This window comes from Legionella stuttgartensis (genome assembly GCF_977063405.2).
In genome coordinates, this window is the sequence record NZ_CDRUHA020000076.1 from 1 (window position 1) to 5,320 (window position 5,320).

Sequence of the window (5,320 nt, forward strand, 5' to 3'; positions counted from 1 at the left end):
CTCAATGATGCTTATAAAACCCAACTCCTTTAATATCAGTCCACAACGTGGTTTGGTGGCAAAGGAAGCATTGATCGACACGGGCTTCATGCTCATGAGCCACTTTTTTTGAAATCATATTAAAATGCTCCATATAATGACTGGGTGGCGCTTGGTGGCATTGAGCACAATCCATTGAACTCGGAGATGGGTGCCTAAATTCAGAGAGGCTCCAATGAGCCGTTTCATGACAAGCAGAACAATCGTCGCCAAATAACTTAAAGTGCTTGTCCTTGTTTTGATGACATGAGGCGCAGCGTAAAGTCAGTTCTTGAGGTGATGAATGGGGGTTGACCCGTAATGTGGACTTATTGGATTCGTTCTGCGCTAAAAAGAGCATAACTTGATTAATAATCAACTGTTCTTCTTCATCATTTGCATTTGAAAAGGCACGAAGTTGCTGAAGTCCTAACGAAACCAAAGCATTGTGATCCATCTGGGTGATACGTGCTGTTCTGCCCTGGTGCTCTCTATGACATTCAACACAACTGCCTATGTTGGCATGAAAGGAGGTCGGCTGGCGTTTTAACAGAGATTCGTTGTTGGCATGGCAGACGTTACAGTTCGCTGCCTCAACCCCTTTCACAGGCGTATGACATGCAGTGCAGTTGTGACTTAAAAACGAGTGGGCTTTGGAAAGTTCTCCGGGGCTTGCCATTCTTTGCCACTCCGCTACGTTCGTCAAACTGCTCACCTCATCTCCATGAGAAGACAGATAATAGGCCATAAAAGACAGTGCCGCGATTACGGTAAGGGCAGCGAGGGTAGCCCAACTCAGCTTCATTGAAACCACCTTAATCCAAAATAAATTCCAGACCAAACGTGCAAACCCAGCAGAACATACAATACCAGTGCTGTAATAATGTGACAGGTTAACCATTTTTGAAACAGGCGCTTGAAGTGCTCGTGAAAACGAATGGCGTATTCCAGCTCAGAGATGGCATCTGCTAAACACAAAGCGCGTACTTCTGCTGACTTGATTAACTGACCATCCAGTGCGGTGTCTTCAAGAAGCCAGGAAAGAAAGCGAGCTGTCATAAGATGTAATTTCCCGATGTTTTGCTTGGGGTGTGCGCTTGCTTGTAATTCTTGAGCTACGATTTGGTATTGCTGTTGTAATCCCAAGAGGATTGTCTTTTTTTCATCGATTTCCTGAGTCATAAAGCCCATGAGATAACGGCCAATAAAACCACTGAGCGTGACAATGAGCGTCATAGCAGTCAAAGCAATGCCTAGCGCGCTATTAAATTTATGTCCTGTATGAATCAAGACTAAAATCGAGCCGATAATACCTGTGTAAATATGCCACGACAACAGCGTATTCATGGACACATAGTGTGTTACCCAATTTTTCAAAAATGAAATGCGTTTAACAAAGAGGTAGAGGAGCGGAATCAGCATCAATATCGAGCCACTCACCCCAAACACACCACCCCAAAAACTCCCGGCAAAACGAGAAGACGTATGGACTGCAAAGCCTAGCCATGTAATAAGCATTAGAAGTACTAACCCCAAAACCATCATACGTCCTTGCGCATTCATTAAGCATCCACCTCAATGTTTTGAGTCGCTTTGGCCTGACAGGCTAAGATAAGCCCCTGTTGTTTGTCTTCCTTGGAAAGTGCATCTTCACAAGCCATGGTCACTTCCCCCGACAGCAATTTCACTTTACATAACCCACATTGCCCGGTTCGGCACGCATTATCAATCGCTATCCCATTGGCTTCAGCGATTTCAAGAAGGGTACGGTCCGGCAGAATTGGAACCATTTTTTCGGATTTCCTAAACGAAACCATCGCACGGGTATCGGCTTTGATGAAGTCTTCTTGGACTATTTCTGGTTTCTTTTCTGGTCCAAATGCTTCTGTTAGAATCAAATCAGCGGGCACGTTAAGCTCTTTTAAGATACCAAGGATAGCTTCCATCATCGCAGGAGGACCACAAACGTGGATACGATGAGAGGCAATATCAGGGACAAGATGGCTGATGATATTCTTGGTAAATAGGCCTTGTAACCCCATCCAAACGGTTCCCTCTGAACGCAGCATCGACGCATACACATGGAGATTCAGGTATCTTTCTTGAAGTTGCTCTAATTCTTCGCGAAAGATAAACTCACTCGTCGTGCGACAACAATACAGCAAATAAATGTCATTGTGCCATCCAATATCGGTGAGATAGCGGATGATACTCATCATGGGGGTAATGCCGACCCCGCCACAAATCAGTACAATGCTCTTTGCCTCTTCCCCAGTAAAAGTAAATTTACCATTAGGTCCCATCACCTCCAGTAAATCCCCTTCCTTAATTTCGTCATGCAAATAACGGGAAAACACGCCTTGTTCTTCCCGCTTGACCGTGATGGCACAATAATGCAATTGGGTTGGGGTGGACGCCATGGTGTAACTGCGTCTTATCGTTTTACCATTAATTAAGGCGGTGAGCGTAATGAACTGGCCAGGATAATAGGTAAATGGCAAAGCCACCTCATGGGTTGATGCCAAATGATACGTTTTGATTCCTGGTGCTTCTTGAAAGATACGGCAAACACGAAGTTGTCCTTCCCATTTCTCTTCCGGTTCGGTGAGCGATCTCATGACCGGAAATTGGGGGACTGGACATTTATGCGCGGGGCAGGTAGGAGGGGTAGTTGGGGCTGTTTCTGATGGCACTTTAGAAGCTTGAGAGGATTTAATGGGCTCCACTGATGTTAAGGAAGGGGTTGGTTCAGGTGTTTTTGAGAATTGGGGTGAGGTATCCAAAGGAGCAGCCGTATTTTGTTGGATTAAGCGATCGAGCAAAGCAGCCGCTCTTCTCATTTTGAAAAAATACATCCAAATCATGACCAAAAAAAACAGAGCAAATAGCGCAATAATCGTTAAATGAAAAAAAGGCCCCCCTAAGACATTCTCGGCTTGCGGACTAGTTGGAAGAAGATTCATTTCTCGTTTAAACCACTGCAAGGCGATGTCGCTTGGATTTTTTCCTTCAGAAAGGGCGCGAAGTGCGGCCAGTGCACTCTCATATTGCGCAATCCCTTCTCGTAATTTCTCTAAAGCTTCCTGCATTTTAGCGTAATTGTTAGTGCTGGATGCCAACAAAAGCTCGTTAAGCCCACCTTTCATGAGCGCGATGCCTGAGGTGATGCGCTGGTGTGCCTTTTGTTGAATTTCAAGGCGTTTTTCAGGGGATAATGTGGGTAAACTCATTAAAGAAGGGTAAAGCTCCTTAGAGGGAGTCCCTATATTTTTCATCATGCCACTCATTCCCTCGCCTTCTTTCTCCTTTTCTCCTGGATGATGTGCGGCATGCTCATCCGCTGTGGGTTGTGCAAAGGAAACAGAGGCCATCGCCAACAGGAAAGAAATGGATAATGTTCGAACCCATCGAAGTAAGGTAAACTTTTTAGTGTATTGAAACAGCATCCTTTCTCTCCAAAAGCTCACTTAACATGACGATTCAAAAAATGGTTAAAGTGGAGCAGTCTGCACGAGTGTTTTCCCGCCTCATATGAGTTTATTCACTATTCTGTAACCGATTTCCAATCACTCGAAAGGGATGACTACGAATTTATAGAAAATTCATTTCATTGATTAGAAACCCAGTCCAATCAGTATATTATAGTTTACCTTGTCTTTCTATGTGAGCTCATGACCAATAATCGCTTCGGCGCTTTGTACAATATTCTGAATTTCTTCGGTAATTTCTTCTTGGCGCAGTAAATTGAGACGATGGTTTAATGCATTTTTTTTATTTTCTAAGCGATCTAATGCCTGGTTTAAGTGAAACAGTCTTTGATGATTCTCCGCAAAAAACGATTGATATAAAATCGAATAACACATGGCCAGTAAATAATGCTCCACCAAGTCAGCGAAAAACTGGTCTTTGGAACCATTCAAAACGGGTGGCACAGAAAAATAAGGCGCAGGACTTGTATCCAACTCTTTAAAGGGTTGCCAGGTTTTTGCTTGAATTTGATTGTGCTCTTCCTCATTGAAGAGAATAGTCCATTGCCAAGAATGCCATGTCTTATTTCTTTGCAATAAGGCTTTTTCTAATGTTTGTAACACGTTTGAAATCACGTCTGGGATTTCTTCAATGGCATTGGGTCCATCGATTGTTGCTATGACACGAGGGTCATTAGGCATTTTTAATGCCAGTTTATGCCCTACAAGAATGAGTGCTGGTTCCAATTCAGAATGGTGCTCTTTGTGCACGTCTAACTGATGAAGCACATTATCATTAAAAGAACCACAAAAGCCGCGTTCTGAGCCAATAAGAATAGAAACTAAGGGAGGATTTTCTTGTTGATTCATGGGGGGCATGGGATAGAAACTTAAAAAATCATGACTCACCTCACTAATGGTTTTAATGACGTTGTCCTGCATGGAAAGACATTGAGTGATTTTGCCCAGTTCAATTAAAGAAAGATTTTTCATGGCCGTCATAATGTGGCCAATTTCTTCTAAAGTATGAAGATGTTCTTTGAGTTTGGTTCGTTTCGTCATGATACCATCCGGGTATTAAGTGATACTCATTGCTTTGGAGTGGATAATGAGTCCGTTCTATGCCATTAGCCATTCTTTTATCGCTTTTTCCCATTGTTCTCGTGGGTTTCCCAAGGATAAAGTGCTCTGTTTTATTTCTCCCTCTATTTTTTTGAGAATTTTGGGGATGTCTTCTAAATTCAATTCGTCAAAGAAACCCTCATTGTAAGCAATTAGCCATGCGAGTTGAAATTCAATGGGTAGTGGTGAAAAACGTTCTTGTTTTAGAATTTCTCTTAAAATTCTCCCTTTTTGAATCTGCTTTTGCATTTTGGCATCCAGTTTCGCCCCAAAGCGGGTGAACAGTTCCAAATCAAGAAATTGCAGGTAATCAAGTTTCATTCGACCGGATTCTTTTTTAATTTGTGGATGCTGCGCTTTACCACCGACTCGTGAGACTGATTGGGTGATGTCAATGGCGGGAAGAAATCCAGAAGAAAATAATGATTCATCAAAGAAGATTTGACCATCGGTGATTGAGATGAGATTTGTAGGAATATAAGTGGCCATTTCACCTTCTTTGGTTTCGATAATAGGAAGTGCTGTCATACTGCCGCCGCCCATTTCAGGGGAAAGACAGGTTGAGCGCTCTAATAAACGGGAATGAAGATAAAAAATATCCGCAGGAAACGCTTCACGTCCAGGAGGTCTACGCAGTAAAAGGGACAGTTCACGATAACTATTGGCATGAGCACTCAAATCATCATAGACCACCAGGGTATCTAAGCCCTTTT

4 protein-coding genes and 1 pseudogene are annotated in these 5,320 nt (G+C 43.1%); all 5 read right to left on the reverse strand.

The window, feature by feature from the left end:
* Position 1: 1 nt before the first annotated feature.
* A complete protein-coding gene (locus ACWTEW_RS27695) occupies positions 2-823 on the reverse strand; it encodes a cytochrome c3 family protein (protein ID WP_021582716.1) in 822 nt (273 codons plus the stop codon).
* On the reverse strand, positions 820-1,581 hold the full coding sequence (locus ACWTEW_RS27700; RefSeq protein WP_021460709.1) for a hypothetical protein: 762 nt from the start codon (positions 1,579-1,581) through the stop codon (positions 820-822). Before ACWTEW_RS27700 ends, ACWTEW_RS27695 begins: the two co-directional genes overlap by 4 nt.
* On the reverse strand, positions 1,581-3,464 hold the full coding sequence (locus ACWTEW_RS27705; RefSeq protein ID WP_021582717.1) for a 2Fe-2S iron-sulfur cluster-binding protein: 1,884 nt from the start codon (positions 3,462-3,464) through the stop codon (positions 1,581-1,583). The genes ACWTEW_RS27700 and ACWTEW_RS27705 overlap by 1 nt, the downstream gene beginning before the upstream one ends.
* A gap of 213 nt (positions 3,465-3,677) precedes the next feature.
* Positions 3,678-4,547: a F0F1 ATP synthase subunit gamma gene (locus ACWTEW_RS27710; RefSeq protein ID WP_021460706.1), complete on the reverse strand. Its 870-nt coding sequence runs from the start codon at positions 4,545-4,547 to the stop codon at positions 3,678-3,680.
* Positions 4,548-4,604: 57 nt separating this feature from the next.
* Positions 4,605-5,320: pseudogene (locus ACWTEW_RS27715) on the reverse strand (F0F1 ATP synthase subunit alpha); the annotation flags it as partial.

Excerpts from the sequence above, each read along its gene's own strand:
- ACWTEW_RS27695 (WP_021582716.1), bottom strand. The coding sequence starts at position 823 with ATGAAGCTGAGTTGGGCTACCCTCGCTGCCCTTACCGTAATCGCGGCA.
- ACWTEW_RS27700 (WP_021460709.1), bottom strand. The coding sequence starts at position 1,581 with ATGAATGCGCAAGGACGTATGATGGTTTTGGGGTTAGTACTTCTAATG.
- ACWTEW_RS27705 (WP_021582717.1), bottom strand. The coding sequence starts at position 3,464 with ATGCTGTTTCAATACACTAAAAAGTTTACCTTACTTCGATGGGTTCGA.
- ACWTEW_RS27710 (WP_021460706.1), bottom strand. The coding sequence starts at position 4,547 with ATGACGAAACGAACCAAACTCAAAGAACATCTTCATACTTTAGAAGAA.